Below are 18,161 nucleotides of genomic sequence, written 5' to 3'. Positions count from 1 at the left end.
AACGGCCCACGATCACGGAAGGTTTGACGCGGCGCGTCTTCACGACCTGCGCCGCGGCCGCTGACACTGGCCGCGTTACAATGCCAAGACCCGCAAGCTTGAAGGGGTCGCGACCAACGCGGCCTCCTAGTGCCTCAGCAAAACGCGAGCGGCTCGTCCGGGCATGACGCGTGAAATACACACCCATAAGCAATGGTGGTAGCGAAACAATTATTTTCGCGCCTAGCCGCTTTGACCGCAGGAATGGGATAGGACCTAGACCTTGAAAGAGGCAGATGACTTCGATTTGGTCGCTTGCGCTTTTCCGGATCGAGGCTTTCCTGCAGGCGACTGCTCCGCGGAACTCATCTCTTTAAAGTCAAACCTGAAGCTGATTCTCGGTGCGCAAAGTACATTCTCGCCAAATTTGATCGGAATACGGCCGGAGCAATCAAGGCTCTCTTTGACGAAGACCGGCGCTGATGTCGACATTTCAAGGAGGCGGGCCTCCTGCGCGGAGGGCAGACGTGCACTTATCGTCACCCATTGTTGCGAGTAGTCATCAATTCCAATGCGCCTGAGAGCTGTCGAGATCGAGTTGGCGCCAGAGAATTTGTCCAGTAGTCCGGGAGTGCGTTTCGCCGGAAAATAGCTATGCGCTATGACGATTGGGATCTCGTCCTGATAGCTCAGCGTGTCGATGCGCAGCACATCGTCTTGAGCTTGCAAGTCGAGATGGCGGGCGAGCCGCTCGTCTGCCTTTATCGTTGCAGCAGAGAGGATCTTACGACGCGCCAAGCGGCCTTGCGAGATGAGATTATCGGTCAGCCGGGTTTGTGGGGAGAGCAGATAGGCTGTTGGATGTTCGACAACGAAAGTGCCCCTCCCCTGCTCGACGCGGAGCAGTCCCTCCTGCTCGAGGGACCGAATGGCGTATCTTACGGTGTGCCGGTTGACACCATATTCGAGAGCAAGCTCTACGTCGTTCGGAAGTTTTTCGCCTGGCCGAAATCGACTCGAGGCAATGGCTTCTTCGATGTTTGACCGAACAAACTCCCAGCGCTTTCCTTGATACATAGGTCGATGGTCCGTGATTCAGGCTTTCAATTGCGCGGATTAGCGCCAGGTTTATCATTCTTAACCTGCGCCAGCCGTGTTACGGCCGCCCCCCTCAGATAAAGACGTTGGCGGTAAAGGTCCCGGAAGACAGTTGACCGGCGCGCTGAAGAGGCAATTGAGACGCTCGCATCTTCGACATCATGCTGGCCTGAGTCCTCGCAATCTTGCAAAGCTTCATCGATGATACGGCCGTGCACCGTCGACGGTAGCGGCAGTCCCAAGCTGGAGAGGATCGTTGGTACCAGATCAACGATGCTGGTTGGGGCAGCAACAACTCCGCTTCTAAAGGCATTACCAGCAAGGATGCATAATGAAGACAGCTCGTGCGCCGAAAGCCCTCCGTGCATACCAACGCCGATTGGATAGGTCCCATCGTAGTACACGGCGTCGGGCGAACCGCTCCGATTAGCCGCGCCGCAATCGGCGAGAACAAACGACAGGTCTGCACTTCGTTCGTGGTCGGCCATGACAGCCGAAAGCACAAGGGTGCTCGCGATAAGTGGAGAGCCATCGGGAGCCTGACGTGAGAAAGCAACGCCGAACCATGGCTCCTCGCACATGGCGTGATACAGCTCTGTCAGCAGATGACCCTCTCTGTCCTGGGCCCAAATGTTGACAACGCGTTGAGCGGTTATTGCAGCGTCTACGTCGGGCGTGAGTTCGTATCCGACCTTGAAACCCGACCGCTGCAGGTGTTTCAATACGGAGACCTTTTCTCCAATGATGGCGTGTCCGTGATCGGATGCAGCAATAAGCTGTACTCCTTCCCGCTCTCCTTTCTCGTTCCACCAAGCGAAAATACGCCCAAACTGGCGATCGACCTCGTGGAGCACCTCACGCGCTCTAGGATGCTGAAGTCCGAACATGTGATATGTAATGTCTGGCTCGGAAAGCCAGAGCAGGCTGACCTCCGGAAGTGCTTCTTTCTTCAGGAACGAGAAGAATAGATCGACGACGCGTTCAATGGTCGCACGCGCCGGTCGCTCGTCGGGAGGAAGCATCGGAAACGACGGCGCAATCCGGCGAACGGCAGCGTTGCCACCGAACATTGACGGGTCATGGACCCAGAACGCCGGCGCCCCCGCCTGCCAACTCCCCCAGCTGGAAAGTCCAAAAGAACCCTGTGACTGAGATCCGATCGACAACATCGCCCTTCCATGAGCCGCCAAGACTTCGCCGATCGTCGTGGCGGTGAGGACGCCACCGCTTTCGCTGCCGAGTGTCAAGAGCGCCGAGAGCGAAGATCCGTCGATCGACCGACCGTTCGTCACAAAGCGGTTGCCGATGATTCCATGCGCCGAACTATGTCCGCCCGTGGCCATCGCGGCCGATGAAACCCGCGTCTCACTGGGAAAAGATGAGGTATGGCGGGCAAGTCGAAGGCCGATTTTGGACAGCTCGGCGAGATTCGGCGTAACTGCTTCGTGAAGCTGGTCAGGACGAAGACCATCCAGCATGACAATTACAAATTTCATTCGGCCACCTTCCAGCTCCGATTCCGAGACTTAACCTACGGGAGCGGCAGCCTCGTTGTCCAGCTACCTAGGCACCTAGGTCTGTCATGATGGTGTCACAAGGTGTGAATTATATCTCGCACTAATCGAACCACTCCTCAGAAAACCATTGTCCGAGTCCGCCCGGCCCGAGCGTGAGCACGCGAAGCTGCATGGTTCAGAACCTCGGCACTCGATGGTTTGTGCAACTAAGAAGAGATGTGTGATGAAGACCTGTGATCGACGCACGGTTCTCAAATTGGTCGGTGGGCTGAGCTTGCTTCCATCGACCTCTATCTTTGCCCAAGACGCTGGCCGGACGGCACTGCGGATCGCAATGCAGGATCTGCGCGTCGAGCTCGATCCGCTCCATCCCCGTGCTACGGCGCTCGTGAGCTTTCGGGTGCTCGAGAGCATTTACGACAAGCTCTTTGCGATCGACTATCAACGAGACGGGCAGATTCGGCCGATGTTGGCTGAAAGCATCGAGGCTCTCGACAACACCAAATATCGCGTGTCCCTGCGGAAAGGGGTTCAATTCCACGATGGTGAAGAGTTAACGGCAGAGGACGTCGCATTTACGTTCGGCGCGGAGCGCATGCTCGCAAAGGATAGTCCGGGTTATGGTGTTGGCCAGATCAGCTTTCCCTCGATGAGCGGGGTGCGGGCAACCGGTCGACATACTGTCGAGTTTAGCACGAAGGCGCCCGATCCGGTCTTTGTCAAACGCCTGACCTCCTATGGAGCCGGCATCGTCTCGAAATCGGCCTATCTGAAGGCGGCGACATTCGATCAATGGGCCAGGGCTCCCATAGCGGCGGGGCCTTACAGGGTCGTTGAGGCCGTCGAAAACCGCTACATACGCCTCGAGGCGCACGAGGGGTACTGGGGTGGAAGGCCGCCGCTGAAGGGGATCGAGTTTCGGATGGTGCGGGAGCCGGCAGCACGCGTCGCCGGCCTTCGCGCTGGCGACTTCGACATCATCACAACCGTAGCGCCGGATCAGTTCGATATCCTCGCCGCGGACAACCGGCTGGACGTGGTTGGAGGCGACACGATGTCCTTCCGCACGCTGGTCTATGATTCGACGACCAATGAGGTGCTGCGGGATCCGCGCATGAGGCGCGCCATGAATCTTGCGATCGACAGGCAGACCGTTGTCAATAGTATCTGGCGCAAGCGCATCAGTGTGCCGCCTTCCCATCAACACCTTGCTTACGGCGCTCTCTACAATCCTGACCGGCCAATCCCACGGTACAATCCGGAAGAGGCCAAGCGGCTTCTTGCCGAAGCTGGTTACAAAGGGGCAGCAATTCCTTTCAAAACAGTCGGCAACTACTACACGGCCGAGCTTATCGAAACTCAAGCTATCGCGGCAATGTGGAGGGCTGTCGGCCTGAACGTCGATATCCAAATGAAAGAGAATTGGGCCCAAGTCGAAGACCGTCTGGGCCGAGGCGTGAACAACTCGTCCGATGGCACATACTACCCTGATCCCACAGCATCATTCGTCTCGCGCTGGGGGTCTCAGAGCAATTTTCAAAGGGGTGGGTATTGGCGGAACGACAGATTCAATGTGCTGGAGACGACCTTGCTGACGGCGCAGGACCCGGCCCAAAGGCGAGCCGCCTATCAAGAGATGCTCGACATATTCGACGAGATTGATCCACCAGGAACGGTGCTCCATTCGCTCGGCGAGTTCTTCGGAAAGCGCGCCAACATCAAGTGGACACCGACGCCAACCGGTTTGATGGATTTTCGGCCAGGCGCAATCAACGTTTAGCCGAGAACGCCCTGGGCCAGACGCAGAAGACTATGGTCTGCTCGGAAGGTGGAATCATGGACCAAACCAGTTCGCATGCACTTGAAGCACCTTATGCTCGAACCCTTGAGCACGGGAGTGCCGGACGCCCGGCCATCGCGGCTGGCAGCGCGCCGATTCTTAGCATTACTGGATTGACTGTTGTTCTCGCAGAGCAGCCCGAGACGCGCCTCCTGGACGCCGTTCAGTTCGAGCTGCGGAAGGGTGAGTTTTTCGCGCTTGTCGGCGAAAGCGGCAGCGGAAAGAGCGTGCTGTGTTCGGCCATCATGGGAGTAGCAAGTTCCGAACTGAGATGTCTCGGCGACATCCATATCGAAGGCAGGCGTCTTTCTGATGTCGATCGTCGCCAGCGTGCAATGATCTACCAACAGCCAAGTCTATATCTTAACCCTGTTCGGCGCATCGGTTTCCAGCTTCGCGAGACGGTCCAGGTGATCGATGGCTTGAGCAAGAAAGAGGCGAGCGAAAGGGCTGCAGATCTACTCCGTGATGTGGGGATCAATGACCCCAATGAGACGATGAGAAAATACCCGCACGAGATGTCCGGTGGAATGAATCAGCGCGTCATGATTGCAATGGCGCTGGCGATGAAGCCGAAGCTTCTCATCGCTGACGAGCCGACCTCGGCCCTCGACGTCACCACGCAAAAGCAGATCCTTGACTTGCTCGAACAGCTCCGCTCAGCCATGGCAATCCTCTTTGTGACCCACGACCTGGGCATTGCCCTACAACGATCGGACCGAATCGGCGTTCTCTACGCCGGCCAGCTGGTCGAAATCGGGCGCGCCGATCTCACCGCTCGAACTCCCCTGCACCCCTATACGCGCGCGCTATTCTCCGCTGTCCCCCCACTCTCAGGTCGTCCCCGGCGTCTGCACAGCCCAGCAGGCAGCCTCCCTGAACCTACTCAGCGCCAGGCCGGCTGCAATTTCGCATCTCGGTGCTCGGGAACGCTGGACATTTGCCAGCACACAAGGCCCGCCTTGCAGGGCATCGCACAACAGCTGGTGGCATGCCACAACTTGGAGGCATGAATGACGTCGTCCATCGAACCTCCTCACGTTTATACAGCGCGCGCGTCCTCCGAACCCATTCTCGAGCTGCGCAATGTCGATTTTTGCTACCCGGCTGCTCGGCGCTCCGCTGCGGAGGTCCTTGGCGGCTCGAGACTGCATAAGATCAACATGATCGTCCGTCGTGGCAAAGCCCATGGGCTGATCGGGGAGTCCGGCAGCGGCAAAAGCACAATTGCGAAGCTTCTGCTTGGGCTGACAGCGCCACAATCGGGCCAGATCTTTTTTGACGGCGAGCTGCTGAGGCCGGATCGATTGGCTGCGTTCCGCCTCCGTGTCCAACCCGTCTTTCAGAGCCCTCTCGACGCACTGGACCCAATTACCCCGATCGGCAAACAAATCATCGCGCCTCTGCTCGTGAACTTCAACATGAAGTCTTCCGAGTGTCAGGCTCGGCTCGCTGCAGCGATTTCGGCCGTCGGCCTATCGGGCGAGATCCTTGGCAAATTGCCGCATCAGATAAGCGGCGGACAGGCGCAGCGGGTCAATATAGCGCGGGCGCTTATTCTCGATCCCGAGGTTCTGATTTGTGACGAGCCCGTCTCCGCGCTCGACATGACCGTTCAAGCTCAGATCCTGAACCTTCTGTCGGATCTGCGCGAGAGCCGGGGCCTGTCCCTCTTATTCATAAGTCATGATATCAGATCCGTGGCCTATCTCTGCTCAGAGATCACCGTCCTGAAGCGCGGAAGCATCGTTGAGAGCGGTTCACGCGATGAGGTGCTGCTCGACCCAAAGACGGATTACATGAAGTCCCTACTCGAGGCGGTACCCAATTCTGGGCTTGGCCTTGAAACGGCATCACCTTCAAAGCCTTTCTCGCGGCAGATAGGGCGTCGCGACTTGCCGGCGGAGGGGTGATAGCGGCATGAGGCGCAACACGCAGAAGATATTTGCGAGCAAAATTGCTCGCGCATTGGTCACGCTCGTTTTGATGGTAACAAGCGTATTCGTTCTTATGCGCTGCGCGGGCGATCCGGTCACCGTCTTACTCGGGCCGGACGCGACGGCGGACATGCGGGCCGCATACTCCGGCGAATTGGGGCTCGACCGCCCGATCCTGGCACAATACCTAGCCTATCTTCATAACATCGTCCGAGGAAGCTTAGGCGTCTCTTACGTCTATCGACAGGATGCACTCGGTGTCGTCCTCAGCCACCTTCCACTGACGCTGATACTCACCTGCTCTGCTCTTACTTTGGCGGCGGTCACAGGCGTTGCGGGAGGAATAGCTGCCGCGGTGTTTCCGTCGAGCTTCATAGGCCGTGCGTGCACGATCGGAACCGTCGTGGGACTGTGCGTTCCCAGCTTCTTCCTGGCGATCGTGCTGATGCTGGCGTTCTCAATCCAGCTCAATTGGTTGCCGACCGGCGGTGCGGAGGGCTGGCGAAGCCTGGTTTTGCCGGCAATAACCATGGCGGCCGCAAGCTCCGCCGTGCTTGCCCGCTACACCCGGGTCGCGGTTCGCGAAGCGCTGGACAGCCGGTATGTGTTGGCTGCGTTAGCGCGGGACATTCCGTTCTGGCGGATATTGATACACCACGTACTACCCAATGCGGCGGTGCCGATCCTGACCATACTTGGCCTGCTCATCGGCGGAGCGGTAACCGGTTCGACAGTGGTCGAGACAGTCTTCTCATGGCCGGGTATCGGAAACCTCTTCGTCACATCCGTCGGAAACAGAGATGTTCCAGTGGTGCAGGCAATAGTCCTTCTTGCTGGCACTGCGATGATCATGACCAACCTGGCCGTCGATCTCGGATACACCTGGCTTGATCCGCGCTCGAAATCCTCGGAGACATAGATGAGCACCGCCCGGGCGCGTGAATGGACCTGGAATATCGTTCGGGCGTCGAAAGACCGTCGCGATCTGCGTAGGCCACCCCAAATTGGACTCTATGTTGCCGCGATATGGATCGTCGGATGTCTGTTGATTGCCGCACTGGCCCAGGTGATTTCTCCCTATCATCCAGCGGAGATCTCCTTGGATGCGCGGCTTTCGCCTCCACTATTCTTCGGCGGCACGCTGGACCATTTGTTGGGCACCGACGAGCTCGGTCGCGACGTGCTGGCTCGCTTGATATATTCGATCCAGATCAGCATGCTCGTTGCGGTGGGCGGGACCTTCATCAGTACCCTGCTGGGCGTTTCGTTGGGCTTCCTCGCTGCCGAACTCGGCGGATTAATCGACGAGGGAGTCATGGCACTGGTCGATATGCAGGCTGCCGTGCCGTTCATGATGACCGCACTTCTTGTCATAACGATCTTTGGCAATTCGCTGGCACTCTTTGTCTGTCTTGTGGGCCTGCACGGTTGGGAGCGCCACGCCCGCATCGCGAGGGGGCTTGCTTTGACGGCCCGCAACCGGCTCCATGTAACGGCGGCGCGGACCTATAACGCTTCGCGGGTCCATATCTACGCAAGGCATATTCTCCCAGCCTGTGCACCGACCATCGTGGTCGGCATGACCCTTGGGCTCACCGAGACGGTTCTCCTGGAAAGCACCCTGAGCTTTCTGGGGCTGGGGATACAGCCGCCGATGTCCAGCTTGGGCAATATGGTGGGATTCGGCAGAGACTATCTGATGACCGCATGGTGGATCGCTCTCGCGCCCGGGCTCGTCATCGCAGCGACAGCGATTGCTCTCATGAGAATCAGCGAGGCGCTGCGCCAGACGGAATCTCGCTCAGCTTCCTTCACATTCACCTGAGATGACGTCATGTCTCGTCCCGACTTCGAAAGCTCAACAAATCACATGGTCAGGAACGTTCCTCTGTATCGACAAAAGAGGAAGTTCACCTGTGGACCATCTTCCCTGATGATGGTCATGTCCGCTCTCGACGAGCGATATCTGCCGACTGAAACAGCTGAACTCGAGATCTGGCGAGAGGCGACAACCATTCACGGCGGCTGCGGACCGGTTGGTCTGGCATTGGCCCTCAAACGGCGCGGCTTCGCAGCGCTTGTTGTCGTGAGCCATGACGGGCTTTTTCTTAAGTCTCGCGCTTCGCAAGGCGGCGAGGTGGAGGTGATGCAGATTCTCCAGGAGCGAGATCTAGCCGAAGCATACCAGCGCTGCATCCCCGTCCATCTTGGCACCTACAGCCTCGATGACCTCTCGAAATGGATGGCGGTGGGGTGGTACCCTATCGTGATGGTCAGCATTGAGTTCGAAGCTAAAACGATCACTCATTGGGTGGTGGTGACTGGGACGGACGCCGATTACGTGTTCTTCAATGATCCGCTCAAAGATCCCGCCGAGGAGGATGCTGCCACGCGCGTCGATCATGCGAGCTTTGCCAGCATGACCGAGTTCGGCCCTAACCGGGAAAAGGCTGTCATTCTTGCTGGCCTTCCAAAAATGTCGAATGTCGCGCTTCCGCTTCCCAGGATTTATGCTCAGCATCAACCTCGGCCTGACATGCCGGGCGTTACTGGTCCCGAACGCTGATGCATTCGGTAGCCGCTAAAAACCCAACATATAGCCAGGATAGGTCGATCTCGAGCCGTCGAGCGGCCTGCGGTCGGCAGCGCCGGTATACACCGAGTTCGACAGCAGCATAACCAGCCATCATGAGGCCTGTCCTGCATTCTTGCGCGTGTCCGTCAAAACGAGCTTTTCGCGGGCGCGCGAACACGACAGGTCGCTCTCAACGTCAACGTCGTTCTCGCGTCCTAATCCATTGGCGTAATTCAGCGCAGTTCCAGCCCCTTCAGAACGCGCCATGCGCACTGGATAGCGCGATCACGCATCCAGACATCTGTGGCGGCTGGCATTCTCCTGTTTCTACACCGATCGGCTCGTCTTCCCGCTAAGCGGTGCCGCATTCCGGATTGCCTTGGCTACCCCGCATCCCGTCCTACCAACAGCTATGAAGAAAGTTGACGAAGGAAGATCTCCAGATTGCAGATCAGCCAGAGTTGTTTTCCGAATGCATCGTTCGCCACTTGAGAGCGGCGTGCATACCATCGGCGGAGAGCACCAATATCGAGATAATCAGCGATCGCGGGAGAGTCTTTGAAGACTAAATCCCGAAACGGCATCGAGCTCTGGTCTGTCGCCCACTTACCTAACGGCAACGGAAATCCGAGCTTCTTTCTCGTGAGCACACTTGCGGGTAGACGATCTCGGTAAATGGTGCGCAGCGCGGCCTTGGAGACGTCAAGCGTTTCGCTAAATTTTTCAATCGGAGCGAAGGCCGCCTGAAACGGGGCGAGGGCATGTTTCCAACGCAGATGTTCTGAGAACGACATGCGCAGAGCTAGCGCAACGATTCGGTGGTCTGTGAAAGGAACGCGAGACTCCACGCCCGCCGCCATTGTGGTGTTGTCGACCATTTCAAGCAGCGCCGGCAGATGATGCCGTACAAAGAATTGCCTTATGCGCTCGACCGGGGTGGCGCCGCCTGAATGGTAGGCATTGTTCATCCAATCGATGAGCCCCGCATCGTGACCGATGTCTTTTCTCCATGCCGGTGTCGCCAGCCCAAGCTTCTCGGCTTGCGGAAAGTAAGTGTACCGCGCAAGAAAGAACTCGAAGTCGCTCGCTTTGAACTTGGGAAGGCCGAGATGACGTCGCGCCGGGCGGCCAATGACATCTGGCAACGCGGCCAACAGCGCCTGTCGACGAAGGTCGAAGGACAACCTGAAGATCCGGCTATACCCGAGGAATATCTCGTCGGCACCTTCGCCGGTAAGGAGCACCTTGTGAGAGCGGCTGACCGCTCGCGCAAGCAAATACATCGCCACTTCGTTGTGCATGCCAATTGGATGCCCACGCAATGCAGTAAGGCGCTTAACGACATCCAGGCTCGTTGCCCCAGGCAGCTGGACCAAGACGTGGGCAAGCTTGAGAGATTTCGCGACCTCAACAGCATAAGGGCTTTCATCGTACACATCGTTGCTTACGATTCCAGTAAAGCATGTCGGCTTTTGCGACGAGCGCCTTGAAAGCTCGAAAGCCAACACACTGGAGTCGAGCCCGCCGGAAAGCAGCGCCGCGACTGGAGTATGGGGCAGCAAATGTTCCTCCACGGCGCCGCCGATCAACGTTTCAAGAGAACTGCAATCACTGCTCTCATCGAGGCAGGCAGGATCCCACCAACGTCTATGCTCGTGCGATTGAGCCGTGATCTTCAGCCAGGTGCCAGGTTGCAGCTTTCGAATTTCTGCAAATAGCGTCCTCTCGCCGAAAACGGCGCGGTAGGAGAGAAAGCCTGATAACCCAACCGGATCGAGCTTCGAGCGGACCCTTGGCCACTGCAGGATGGCTGACGGCTGTGAGGCAAAGACAAGGCCATTATCCGTGAAAGCGTAGTATAGCGGCTTGACTCCGAGCCGATCTCTGACAAGGAACGCTGTCGCGGTCTTTTGATCGTAGATTGCGAAAGCAAACATTCCCCGCAGACGTTTGACGCTATCAATCCCCCAACAAGCAAATGCCTTGCAAAGTACTTCCGTGTCCGACTCAGTGCGAAATCGGTATCCGCGCCGGAGCAGGTCCCGCCTTAAGTCACGGTAATTGTAGATCTCCCCGTTATACGTGAGGGCCAAGCCGAATTCCGCATCGAGAAACGGTTGGTTTGACCTAGGATCCGGATCGATGATCGCGAGCCTTCGATGCGCAAAGGCAAAGGAAGAGGTCACGCAACTACCACTCGCGTCAGGGCCCCGATGGGCCAGGGTCTGAGCGCAACGCGCGAGGTTCCGCTCAGTCACTGACAGATCAGTAACCCGTCCGATGAATCCGCAAATCCCACACACAGCTAGCCTCCTGCGTGCTCAGCCGGCTCTCACGCGGTCGGGGCGCCGGCGCCTCTCGATAGGCTGGATGCTACAAAAACAACCTCCAGAGCTAAGACCACGTTCAGTCAATGAGCGGAGGTTTGCAGGCAACACTTTGGCGCGGTCTCGCGAAGCGCGATCTCATATTCCGGGCTAGCTTCCGCGGCGCGAGCCGAGTCAAACCTTACCCTGGAGGTGAACGTCCCGAGCGAGGGTCCGAACCTCATTGGTCATGACTCGTTCGACAAGCCACTTTGGAGGCTCAATGCGTGGTGGAAGGTATAGAGCGCGGTAGAGCCGACCGAGCTCTTCGGCGCTGCGTGGAACGTCTGCCGAATCGAGAAGTGCGGCCATCGTGCGCATGGGATAGAAGCAAGCCTTGCGCTTTTCTTGAGCTATCAACTCGTCTTGTGAGCGACAGGTCGCCGATCCGTCCAACAAACGCAGCCACACTTGGCAGAAGAGAGCGTAGCCATAAAGTTGCGCTCTGGTGTCTAAAGAGAGGGCTGTCTCGGACGGCAGCACGGGGAACCGCAATTCGCCGATAATATCGCCCCTATCGACCCGCTCTGAGAGATAGTGGACAGTTACCCCAAAGATCTTCTCGCCATTGAGTATGGCATGTGTCCGCGCAAAACTGCCGCGATATTCAGGGAGTGGGCCTGGATGAAGATTGATACCTCCTCCATCGAACCGTGCGAGGATATGGGGCGGGAAAATCTTGTTCCACATGACGCTTACGAGAAACGTTCCGAGAGGAGGAACATCATCTATCGACTCGAAAAAGGGTACTCCGAAGCGGTCTGCGACTTCCCAAAGCTCCTCACTGGTTTCGTGCCTCCACCAAGTTTTCTCGTACCGGGAAGCGCCGAGAATGCCGGCGATGTGGTCTTTGCCGCTCGTCTCGATGACGAACAGAAGACAGCGGGTCGCAAGTCCCCTGGTGCCGGCAAATACCACGCGGTTGATTGAGCTCGACATTTCTGGTCCTTACGACATTGCAAGCCCGCTTATTGACCCGCTCTACTCGTCATCAATAATCCGGCAGACGCAGTGGCCGCCACGCCGATGGTTATCACATGCACAAGACTGCCAGAGGCTTTGATCTTGAACGGGGCGATGTGGAGCAACGATAGCGGTACAAAGAATGCGGGAAGAACCACACCCAACTCAAGCGGCGCGATAGTGTGGTCAACCAGCAAGATCGCGGCCAGCATCGGCAGAGCGTAAGAGAGAGGTAGACCGGTCGAACGACCACGCTCGTCCAATCCGAAATAGTCAAAATATGCCAGACGAAGAGCTCCGATCAGCATCACGAACGCTGTGAACACCGCAGATGCTGGAAACTCGATAAAAGATGCGATGACAATCGCCGGGATGACAGATCCAAACGAGAGGTCAGAGAACGCATCGAGAGCTTTACCAATGGCCTTGGTAGCCATTGTTCGACCTTTGGTGCGCCGGGCAATTTCGCCATCCACATCATCAGCGATGATCGCCCAGAGCCCGAGCGCTACTGCCACCTCATACTGTCCTTTGACCACGAGCCCCATCGCTGCACCGCAGCACAGGAGCCCCACGGCAGTAACGGCATTTGCGCGGTCAGATAAATATGCGATCATCGAACCTCGATGTTGCTCTTTCTGCCGAGAGCGATCGAAACCTGAGCCCAAGCGGCTGGTTGGCGGCCGCAACTTAAATTGGGCGGGGCCCGAAATGTCCGCAATCTACCGGTTCTAGTAGGTCAGCTTAGTGGTTCCGCGAGCGAAGACGGCAGCTCTTCCCTTCATGCAAATGTGGGGGCGAGGCGGACTTGAGCTGTGGTCGGCCAGCTTGACGTTCTCTCCCATAGCCGCTGCTGTTCAATCGCCTCGAAAGGACCGCCAGCGGGCGCTTGTTGACATGCCCAAGGCAGGACGCAAAGTGGGGCCGAACACCGCGGCAAATGGCGGTCGCGATCGCGATGACCAAGTCTAGCGTCCAGATAATCCCAACGTGCAACTCCTCAGCGGGGCGACATCTGTCATTTTGAGCTCTGGCCCGGGCGAAGCCGAGATACGTCTCCCATTCGGGGCTGCAGTTGGACCGCTCAGTTGATCCCCCCTCGCGCGCACCACGGCTTCCAGAATGCGCGCGAACGTCGAGCTCCGCGTGATGGCCTAGACTCAGACACTTGCAATCGTTGATCTAAGGTGGCGAACACTTATTGACGATCCGGTTCACGTCGGGCTCGCAACCAGGCCGATCAGCCCACTTTTCATTGGCCTGGCTCCGCCTTTGATCGGACACCCACGAATGCGAATGAAAGCGTGCTTCCTACTGCGCAGACGGTTAGTGAACCCAAGGCAAGCCCAATTCCATAGTTGTTTTGGATGAAGCTGAAGAAGAACGGCGCAAACGACGCCGTCGACAATCGGAAAGTCGTGATCAATCCGACTCGTGTTCCATACCCGCCCGGCCCGAAGACTGACAGCGGCAAGCTTCCTCGACAGATGCTGTTTAGACCAGAGCTAAACCCAACCAAGGCAACGAAGATTGCAATTCCGACGAGAGAGTGACACGCCGGAACAATGACGATTGTGGCCGCCGAAAGCATAAGGCATGAGAAAATGGTGAGTTGAATGGGAGATATCCTCTCGCTAAACCATCCTGCAAACAACCGTACTGCGAGCTGTGACGGGCCGAAGAGTGTGGAAACCAAGGCTGTCTCCTGCAGGTCTAAGCCGATTGACGAAAGGATGGGAATCATTCGACCGAGTAATGCAGAAAAAGCAAATGTCGTCAGTGAGAAGCCTACCGTTATGAGGACGAGGTCAATCGGCTTGGAAGAGGACTGGTCTTGCGAGTCACAGACCGTGTTCTGCTCTCCAAGCGTTGCGGAGGACTTCCCAAGAGCCAATTGTATTAAAGGGAAGGCGAGGAGAACATTGCAACCTCCATAGATCCAACAGACTTGCCTCCAACATATCGACGTGAGCAACAACGAGGTTAACGGCCAAAACAGCGTTGACGAGAAACCCACGATCAATGTCAAGGCAGCCATTTGCCGTTTCGCATGAACCGCATCTCGCTGTACCAAAAACACGAACGCAGCCTCGTAAAAGAGAAATGCCGACGCAAGTTGCATACCGAATAGGGCAATTGCAAAAACGACCGCGTTCCAAGAAGTTGCTGCAATTCCCAGGCTAGCAGCTCCAACGAATGAGGCGACTTTCATTGTCTTGCCTGCGCCGTATCGGTCCATGAAGCGACCGGCAACCAGCGACATCAGCGCGCTAGCAAGCAAGGCAAAGGAGAAACAAGCGAGTAGCCACTCCTCTGTGACTGCGAGGTCACGGGAAGCCTCTTTTGCAATGGACGCCACGCAATAATAAAGCGTGCCGTAGCTGATAATTCCTGCACCGCCCAGTGCCACAATGATGAGCCTATCATTCTCCCTGATGGGCGGCGATCTTCTCGATTCGGGTCGCATATCATCGAGTGCTTCAACTACTACGGATCACGCGCAATCGGCTCCGCTCGCCTCCCATTTCGCTCCGAACAGATTTATTCCAGCGATGGTGAATGACACGAACTACGGGGCGAGACGACTTTTGACCGCTGTTTGGTCGTGTCAATCGTGGCGTCTCCGCCACACGCCTTCCCCGTAGGCCTCTATTAACCGTGGTCTGCACTACATCCATATGAAGCGGCCGGCCTGCACATGTATTTCGAGGCGACAAAATACGGTTCAATCAGCTTAGCCACGCTTATCAACGGTATCCGAGCATAGACTGGGCTGAGTTTGTCCTCGGAAGATGACACTTCCTGATTATCTCCAGTTTGCTCGGACTCCTTTTTTAGAGAACCGTTTAGCCACGACTTGCACATTTTACGTCATCGCTGTGATTTGTTAGGGTACGCGTGGCGCGCCAACTCGCACGTCCGAATTGTCGCCTAAAGGTGACGCCGCTGTACTTGGCTGCGGACGCACCCAAGAAAACAACCCCTGTCAAAATGCCATCGTGAAGCGTTCCTTCGAACTCGTAGTCCAAGGCCAAGGGATCGCCCGGCAATTGGGAAAACAGCTTCAATTTCGACCCAACTATGTTGCCTCGGCAGTTACCCGAGACCTCAGCGCCGATGTGCGTGCCCGCAATATTCTGACGATCCTGTAGCAGCATGAACGCATGGACAGCGCTACCGTGAAGAAAGTCGATAAAGACCTGCCATGCTCCCGCTAGCTCCTCGAAACCAGCCTCTTGAGGCGCCGCTGGCGCCAAAGGCGGCCCTAAAATGGCATGAACGATTGAGCGGCCGACGATCTCAGCTTCGACTTTGGTCAGATTGGTCGGATCGACTACGATCCGCTGCGGGCGCTGCCAACAGTCGTGCAGCACAATGCGCGGACGCCCGGTGGCCAGCCTCCTGGCGATCACGTCGGCGTTTATTGGGAACGTTTTAGCCTGCCACGAAACGGCAATTCGTGGATTGCAGAATGCGGCGTCTGGCTCCATCTCTTCGACAGCCAGGCCAGGCAAACTCAAAAATTCGCGCTTCATTATCGAAATACACTCGCGCCACCTTTCCATCGCACGAGCAGCCCCTCCCCTTACCCATTGCTCTAACGCGACGTAAGCACCGATTATCTCGTCTTTACCAACCTTCATTGACCGACCAAACGATTGGCCAGGTGGTCCATTCAGATACGCTGCTCTACATAGTCTTTCCGAGCCAAGTAAGAAGCCCGTAGATTGCGGTCCGCGGATATACTTGCCGCCCGAATGAATCAGCAGATCGGCCCCGTTTCGAAGCCAAACGCTCGGAAATCGTGGGGCTGCTCCGGCCGCGTCTACAATCAGCGGGATTCCCAATTGTTTGGAGCGCAGAGCGATTTCCTCGAAGAGCACGACAGACTTCGGAATATCTGAGGCAACGACGCATATTCCTGCAATGTTCTCGATTGGAAGCTGGTCCAACTCTGAGGCTCGACCGATAGGAAGCACTATACAGCCGACTGCTCGAATTGCATGCTCGTAAGCCATCCGTTGATCAGCAGCGACAACCACGATCTTCTCGGCATGCGACGGTAGCTTCAGCATCTTTTCCGGATCGTTGCCGGCAACGAAAGCAGCAACAGCTTGGCTTACTGCTGCCGCGCTTCCAGCGGTCACGAGGCCCCATTCGGCACCGGTGAGCGTCGCCAGTTTCCGGCCCACCGCTTCTGCCAGTTCGTCCATAATGACAAACACTCGACCCGAAGCTTCCATTGCGGCGAGCACAGATCGCGTTGGATTGCATCCGCCGTAGGAGGTACGCACACCAGTGCAATTAATGATCGGTTCAACGCCAAGATCGCGCAACACTTGACCCGCGGCGGGGCTGGCATACGCCGTTCCGTTGCGATGAACATCCAAGTTCATAAGGCATCTCCTGCAACTCTTTAGCAAACAGACGGAGCCGACTGCGGTGCTGACGCTCAAGTAAATAGGAGACACCCGAACGCGCACAAACTCTGACTCTATTGGGCCAGCTCGCGCCGCCACAAGAAAGCGACTGGATTAGTTTTCGACATGTTCTCTTGAGCTCGACAATCGCTCGCGCACACCGTCGGCAGCGTGAACGCGGCGATGCCAACCATTCGATCGCGTGCGATTTGAGCCAGGTTGGCATCCCTCCTCCCTGCCCCCGATGACGCTAACCCGGGGCGCGATGTCCAGCCGGCAGCTCCTGCCGCGCCAAGGAAAAGCATCAAAACTCGTGCCAGTTCGCTGATTGCGCAGGCGAACCCTTTCCGATCACTTCTTAGTGGGGTCGACTCTGCGAACCAGGCTGAAACACTGTCGCGAACCCAACAAACCCGACGAGTCGTCGTATCGTTTCTCTTATCGCTGGCGAGGCCTTTGCCATCCTCAAGACCTAACGAAATCGCCGCCAGAACAGGAGCGCACACTGCCCACAAATTCGCCGCTTCCGCGACAGCGTGCGACTCCTGTTGAGACGAGGTCCGTCTCCCCTTGGCCGAGACGTTTCTTAGGCGATATCTGGCGAGCCCCGATAGATGAATTCTGTGATTTCCTCGACAGAGCTCCGATGGCTCTAAGAGCCTCTTGTATTCATCTCGATACTCTTCTGAGACATTGATTTCCTCCGAAAAATGGATAGGGTTAAGCTTCTTTTAGCTCCGTCTCGATCGGGGGGATGTCCCGATCGCTGTTGAACTAGGTCGGGCCGACGTTGCCGGAATGAATGTTACGCGGCCCTCGTGACGTGGGCAACGGGGTTGATCGTCATGCGATTGTGGCGAGCTTGAAGAGCCGCACGCAGAACCGACAATTGGTTATGCGCCTTCAATCGTCGGAAGCCCTTATTAGCCTCGATCATGCCGGCCGCGACCCATCGCAAGGCCATACCGGCATCCCGCCGGCGTTTGACGTGGCGCGTGACGCGGCGAATGGTGCCCATCATGTTCTCGGCGATGTTGGTACAGGCGAGCGATCGACGAAGCTCCTTCGGCAACTTCAACCGGACGACAGTCAGGATTTCGTCGAGGCCTTCGAGGATGCTGGCCGCTACGCCGGGCCATTGCTGGTCGAGTCGACGCGCGAAATTGCGGATCAATTTTTCGGCCTTGTCGGCGTCATCGAGCTCCCAGGCCTGGCGCAGCACCCGACGGGTGGCCGCATGATGCTCTTTCGGCAGGCGTTCCATGATGTTGCGCGCCTTGTGGATCTGGCAGCGCTGGATCGCAGCGGCCGGACCGAAGGTGCGGCGGATCGCCTTCGACAGCGCCTTCGCGCCGTCGGCGATGAACAGTCTTGGCACCGTCGGGTCGAGCCCGCGCGAGACCAGGTTGTCCAGCAGGGCCTGAACCGTTGCGGCATTCTCGGTCGCCCCTTCCACCAGCGCCAG

Annotated in this window: 14 protein-coding genes; 6 read left to right on the top strand and 8 right to left on the bottom strand. The window is 57.2% G+C overall.

Going from position 1 to position 18,161, the window contains the following annotated elements; genetic code table 11:
• Window positions 1-255: 255 nt before the first annotated feature.
• Window positions 256-1,056, bottom strand: coding sequence for a phosphonate metabolism transcriptional regulator PhnF (gene phnF, locus E4K65_RS41890; protein WP_135179082.1), 801 nt, complete (start codon window positions 1,054-1,056; stop codon window positions 256-258).
• Between the two features lie 26 nt (window positions 1,057-1,082).
• Complete coding sequence (locus E4K65_RS41885) at window positions 1,083-2,573, bottom strand: alkaline phosphatase family protein (RefSeq protein WP_135179081.1); 1,491 nt, start codon at window positions 2,571-2,573, stop codon at window positions 1,083-1,085.
• Between the two features lie 244 nt (window positions 2,574-2,817).
• On the opposite strand from E4K65_RS41885, the gene E4K65_RS41880 reads away from it, so the two are divergent.
• The 6 genes from E4K65_RS41880 to E4K65_RS41855 are packed head-to-tail and all read left to right on the top strand — an operon-like array spanning window position 2,818 to window position 8,937.
• Window positions 2,818-4,374: an ABC transporter substrate-binding protein gene (locus E4K65_RS41880; protein ID WP_235885963.1), complete on the top strand. Its 1,557-nt coding sequence runs from the start codon at window positions 2,818-2,820 to the stop codon at window positions 4,372-4,374.
• Window positions 4,317-5,447 (top strand): ABC transporter ATP-binding protein, encoded by a 1,131-nt coding sequence (locus E4K65_RS41875; RefSeq protein WP_235885962.1) that lies wholly within the window; start codon window positions 4,317-4,319, stop codon window positions 5,445-5,447. Before E4K65_RS41880 ends, E4K65_RS41875 begins: the two co-directional genes overlap by 58 nt.
• Window positions 5,448-6,347, top strand: a complete 900-nt coding sequence (locus tag E4K65_RS41870; protein WP_135179080.1) for an ABC transporter ATP-binding protein — start codon at window positions 5,448-5,450, stop codon at window positions 6,345-6,347.
• Window positions 6,348-6,354: 7 nt separating this feature from the next.
• Window positions 6,355-7,290: an ABC transporter permease gene (locus E4K65_RS41865; protein ID WP_135179079.1), complete on the top strand. Its 936-nt coding sequence runs from the start codon at window positions 6,355-6,357 to the stop codon at window positions 7,288-7,290.
• On the top strand, window positions 7,291-8,196 hold the full coding sequence (locus E4K65_RS41860; RefSeq protein WP_135179078.1) for an ABC transporter permease: 906 nt from the start codon (window positions 7,291-7,293) through the stop codon (window positions 8,194-8,196).
• 9 nt (window positions 8,197-8,205) lie between these two features.
• Window positions 8,206-8,937 (top strand): peptidase C39 family protein, encoded by a 732-nt coding sequence (locus E4K65_RS41855; RefSeq protein WP_135179077.1) that lies wholly within the window; start codon window positions 8,206-8,208, stop codon window positions 8,935-8,937.
• 419 nt (window positions 8,938-9,356) lie between these two features.
• Here the strand turns inward: E4K65_RS41855 and asnB are convergent, their stop codons facing one another.
• The 6 genes from asnB to E4K65_RS41825 all read right to left on the bottom strand — a co-directional run.
• Entirely contained in the window at window positions 9,357-11,249 is a 1,893-nt protein-coding gene (gene asnB / locus E4K65_RS41850) for an asparagine synthase (glutamine-hydrolyzing) (protein WP_135179076.1), read from the bottom strand.
• 198 nt (window positions 11,250-11,447) lie between these two features.
• Entirely contained in the window at window positions 11,448-12,251 is an 804-nt protein-coding gene (locus E4K65_RS41845; protein WP_135179075.1) for a formyl transferase, read from the bottom strand.
• 29 nt (window positions 12,252-12,280) lie between these two features.
• On the bottom strand, window positions 12,281-12,892 hold the full coding sequence (locus tag E4K65_RS41840; RefSeq protein ID WP_135179074.1) for a CDP-alcohol phosphatidyltransferase family protein: 612 nt from the start codon (window positions 12,890-12,892) through the stop codon (window positions 12,281-12,283).
• A 635-nt stretch (window positions 12,893-13,527) separates the two neighbouring features.
• Window positions 13,528-14,685 (bottom strand): MFS transporter, encoded by a 1,158-nt coding sequence (locus E4K65_RS41835; protein WP_167771588.1) that lies wholly within the window; start codon window positions 14,683-14,685, stop codon window positions 13,528-13,530.
• A gap of 436 nt (window positions 14,686-15,121) precedes the next feature.
• A complete protein-coding gene (locus tag E4K65_RS41830) occupies window positions 15,122-16,672 on the bottom strand; it encodes a hypothetical protein (protein WP_135179072.1) in 1,551 nt (516 codons plus the stop codon).
• Between the two features lie 829 nt (window positions 16,673-17,501).
• A partial coding sequence (locus E4K65_RS41825) for a transposase (RefSeq protein WP_209312141.1) occupies window positions 17,502-18,161 on the bottom strand: 660 nt, incomplete at its 5' end.

Source organism: Bradyrhizobium niftali, from assembly GCF_004571025.1.
GTDB lineage: Bacteria > Pseudomonadota > Alphaproteobacteria > Rhizobiales > Xanthobacteraceae > Bradyrhizobium > Bradyrhizobium niftali.
This window is presented reverse-complemented; position numbering and strand designations above follow the sequence as displayed.